Genomic DNA, 3,858 nt, shown 5'->3' on the forward strand with positions numbered 1-3,858 from the left:
GCGTCCTCGCCGACCTCGCCGTCGATGCGCGGGGTCAGGGCGTCGAGCATGATCCGGTTGGCCTCGAGGATGTCGTCGAGCCGGCCGGTGTCCTTCCACCAGCCCTCGATCACCTGAGCGGTGACGCGGCGGCTGCCGTCGGAGATCATCCGCTGGATCGCGTCGGTGATCTCCAGCTCGCCGCGGGCGCTGGGCTCGATGGCGTCGATGGCCTCGAAGATCGACGGGGCGAACATGTAGACGCCCACCAGGGCGAGGTCGGAGGGGGGCACCGCCGGCTTCTCCACCAGCCGCACCACCCGGTCGCCGTCGACCTCGGCCACCCCGAAGCGCTGCGGCTCGGGCACCCGGGCGAGCAGGATCATCACGTCGGGCGCCCCGCTCCGGAAGTCGTCGACGAACCGGGTGATGCCGTCGGCGATGAGGTTGTCGCCCAGGTAGACGACGAAGCGGTCGCCGCCGGTGAACCCGCGGGCGATGCCGATCGCGTGGGCCAGCCCCAGCGGCGCCTCCTGGTCGATGTAGCGGACCGTCACCCCCAGCCGCGAGCCGTCGCCCACCGCCTCGCGGATCTCGTCGCCGGTGTGCCCGACGATGATGCCGATGTCGGTGATGCCGGCATCACGGAGCGCATCGATGGCATAGAAGAGGATGGGGCGGTTGGCGACCGGGAGCAGCTGCTTGGCGCTGGTGTGGGTGATCGGTCGCAGCCGCGTCCCCCGGCCCCCGCTGAGGATCAGCCCCTTCATCGCGGGCGGTCGGTCCGGTCCACGGCGGCACAGGGTAGCATGGGGTCCCCTCTCGAACACCCGTGCGGGCGCGGCTGGCGCGCGACCGCAGGGGAGGGTGGCTGGGATGGGGGCCAGCATGCCTGAAGGCGCCGTCGCCCGGCGCCGGCGACACCCCTCGACCGCCCGGACGGTCGGGGAGGAAACGCCGACTTTATGTCCAAGCGACAGGTTTGACGCGTTCTGACGTCTGAATATGTGGCGGGAACCAGAGGGCGTCCCATCGGCCGTCCGGCACACGCACATATGGGTGAAGGGAAAAGATGTTCAAGCGACTGGCCGTCACCGCCGGCTCGGTTCTGGTGGCGGGAGCGATCCCGGCAGCAATGAGCCTGAGCGGGGCCTCTGCCGCAACCACGCCCCTGGTCGGCTCGCTGCCGACCTCCGCGCTCGCGCCGGTCACCTCGCTGGTGAACTCGGCCGTCGCGTCGTTGTTCCCGGCGAGCCATTCGGCCGCCGCCCCCCACGCCGTGTTCGCGGTTCCGGTGGGCCACGCCCCCGGCAGCCACGCCACCGGCAACGCGGTCAAGCTGAACCCGCTCGACACGTGCATCAGCTGCACCACGGCCAACGCGGGTCCGGGCGCCTCGCAGGGTGACAGCCACGCGCTGCGCCTGCTCGGCAACGACCTCTCCGCCGGCCAGGCCTCGAGCAACGGCGCCAACAGTGGCGCGCTGCTCGCGATCCCGGCCAACCCCCTGCTGGGCCTCGCCCTCGCCGACTGGATGAACCAGGCGCAGGCGAACGGCATCTCCTCGCTGGCGCACGCTCGCTCCGCGCTGGTCGACGCCAGCGTCGGCAACGGCCAGGTGGCCACCCTCGCCGTCCTCGAGGGCCTCAGCAACGCGTCCTACACCGACGCCGCCTCGCACGGCGACGGCGCCACCAACGGCGCCGACCTGACCCTCCTCAACGGTGGGCTGGGCGTGATCCTGCTCCACTCCGAGTCGTCGAGCGACGGCCACCAGCAGGTCTACCTGCTCTCGCTGAACGGCACCAAGGTCCTCTCCAGCGACCAGGGCATCGGGGGCATCCCGATCAGCATCCCCGGCATCCTCGATCTCAACCTGCTCCAGACCGGCGCCGCCGGTGGCCTCGGCTCGGCCGCGATCGGCACCGTCGGCGACCTGCTCGGCATCAGCCCGGTGGCCGGCGTGCTCTCCACCGACTCGGCGGGCTCGGCGGCGGCGGCGGCTCCTGCCGCTCCGGTGACCCCCGCCGCGGCTCACAGCCTTCCCAGCACCGCCTCGACCGGCCACGCGCCCGCGCTGCGCACGCCGATGACCGGCGCCGCCATCGGCATGGCGGGCTTCGCGCTCCTCTTCTCCGGGATCTCGGTGGTGATGGCGTTCGTCAGCCGCCGCACCCGCGCCGTCGTCCAGGCTCTCTAGCCCGGTCCCGGCCGACACGGAACCGCACGGGCGGGGTCACCTCGGTGGCCCCGCCCGTTTCCGTTTTCTCTATGGTCCGGGGGATGAGCAGCTCCGAGGAGGCCGCAGCGGTCGCCCTCGTCGAGTCCTTCCGGGCGGCGCAGAACGCCGGAGACGTGGCCGCCTGCCTCGCCCTCCTCCACCCCGAGGCGGTGTTCGACATCGGCACCGGCCGCTTCGAGGGGGTGCCCCGGATCGCCACCCTGCTCCGACTGCTCGCCCGGCTCCACTACACCACCACCGGCGCGCCCCCGGTCCCCGGCGCCGGCGGCGGGCTGGCCGCGCTCTGGACGGTCCACCACGACGACCTCCGGCGCGGCCGCATCGGCGAGCTGCGGGTCCACGCCGAGATCGGGGTCGCCGGCGGCGCCATCGTCCTGCTCCGCACCCGGCCGACCCCGGACACCCTGGAGCGGCTCCGCGCCGCCAGCGGCAGCGTGGACCCGGACGCCTACTCGGACGCCCGCGAGCGCGAGCCGTAGTCGCCGAAGGGGTCGTCGCGCTCGCGCACCGCCTGGCGGAAACCCGTCTGCCGGGCGCGGTCGACGAAGTCGCGGCCCTCGGCGGTGTGGCGGGCGATGCCGTCGAAGAGCGTGCCCAGCAGCCGGGTGGAGGCCATCCCCATGTTCTCGACGGTCTGGTTGCAGAGCAACTTCAGCATCGTCAGCTGGTTGCGGGGCAGCTGCGCCATCCGCCCGGCCAGCCCCATGGCGTGCTCCTGGAGCCGGTCGTCGGGCACGGTCTCGAGGATGAGCCCCAGCCGGGCCGCCTCCGGGGCGGGGATCTCGTCGCCGGTGAGCAGGTAGCGCTTGGCACGCTCCAGCCCCATCCGGTACACCCACATCGCGGTGGTGGGGGTGCCCCACACTCGCGACGGCGGGTAGCCGAAGGACGCGCCCTCGGCGGCGACGACGAGGTCGGCGCAGAGCACCATGTCGGTGCCGCCGGCGATGCACCACCCCTGCACCGCGGCGAGGGTGGGGATGCGCGCGTACCAGAGCCGCATGTAGGCGTCGACGAACGGGGTCATCATCGCCAGGTCGCTCACCGAGTCCCACACCCGCCCGTCGCGCTCCTCGGCACGCTGCGCCGGGGTCGCCCAGTCGAGGCCGTAGCCGGCGCAGAAGGCGGGACCCTCGGCGCGGAGCAGGATGACCCTCACCTCGGGGTCGGCCTCGGCCTCGCCGATGGCGGCGACGAGGTCGTCGCGCAGCGCCGGGGTGATGGTGTTGTACTCGTCGGGCCGGCAGAGCACGAGCGAGCGCACCCCCGCCTCGGTCTCGGTGCGCAGGGTGGTGTAGGCGGGCATCGGCGGCCTCCGGTGGGTCAGCAGGTGGGGAGGAACGGGGCCACCAGCAGCGGCGCCGAGGCGGCGCGCGCCGGGGCGGTGGTGACCGCGATGATCGCCGGGGCCGGTCCCGCGGGCACCCGCACGGTGGTCGCGGTGCGGGCGGAGGGGGCGCCCGCCGCCACCCGCAGTGGCGGCAGCGCCACCTCGGACACGGCCCCGGTGCAGCGGTCGACGAGCCGGAGCACCACCCGAACCGTGGTCACCGCGGTGTGGGGCAGCAGCTCGACGCTCACCTCCAGGGCGCAGCCGGCGGCGGGGAGGCAGGGCGCCGACGCGGGGACGACCCGGA

5 protein-coding genes are annotated in these 3,858 nt (G+C 73.7%); 2 read left to right on the plus strand and 3 right to left on the minus strand.

Features of this window, described 5'->3' with window-relative positions; translation table 11 throughout:
- A partial coding sequence (locus VGL20_14330; GenBank protein ID HEY2704859.1) for a glucose-1-phosphate thymidylyltransferase occupies nt 1-749 on the minus strand: 749 nt, incomplete at its 3' end.
- A 302-nt stretch (nt 750-1,051) separates the two neighbouring features.
- On the opposite strand from VGL20_14330, the gene VGL20_14335 reads away from it, so the two are divergent.
- Together VGL20_14335 and VGL20_14340 are read left to right on the plus strand one after the other, a co-directional pair.
- Nucleotides 1,052-2,179: a hypothetical protein gene (locus tag VGL20_14335; protein ID HEY2704860.1), complete on the plus strand. Its 1,128-nt coding sequence runs from the start codon at nt 1,052-1,054 to the stop codon at nt 2,177-2,179.
- 83 nt (nt 2,180-2,262) lie between these two features.
- A complete protein-coding gene (locus VGL20_14340; GenBank protein HEY2704861.1) occupies nt 2,263-2,700 on the plus strand; it encodes a nuclear transport factor 2 family protein in 438 nt (145 codons plus the stop codon).
- Here the strand turns inward: VGL20_14340 and VGL20_14345 are convergent.
- Entirely contained in the window at nt 2,670-3,527 is an 858-nt protein-coding gene (locus tag VGL20_14345) for a crotonase/enoyl-CoA hydratase family protein (GenBank protein ID HEY2704862.1), read from the minus strand. The two genes, VGL20_14340 and VGL20_14345, sit on opposite strands and share 31 nt — an antisense overlap.
- Nucleotides 3,528-3,544: 17 nt before the next feature.
- On the minus strand, nt 3,545-3,858 hold a 314-nt coding region (locus VGL20_14350; GenBank protein ID HEY2704863.1), incomplete at its 5' end, for a hypothetical protein.

The sequence above is a fragment of the Candidatus Dormiibacterota bacterium genome, assembly GCA_036495095.1.
Lineage (GTDB): Bacteria > Chloroflexota > Dormibacteria > Aeolococcales > Aeolococcaceae > CF-96.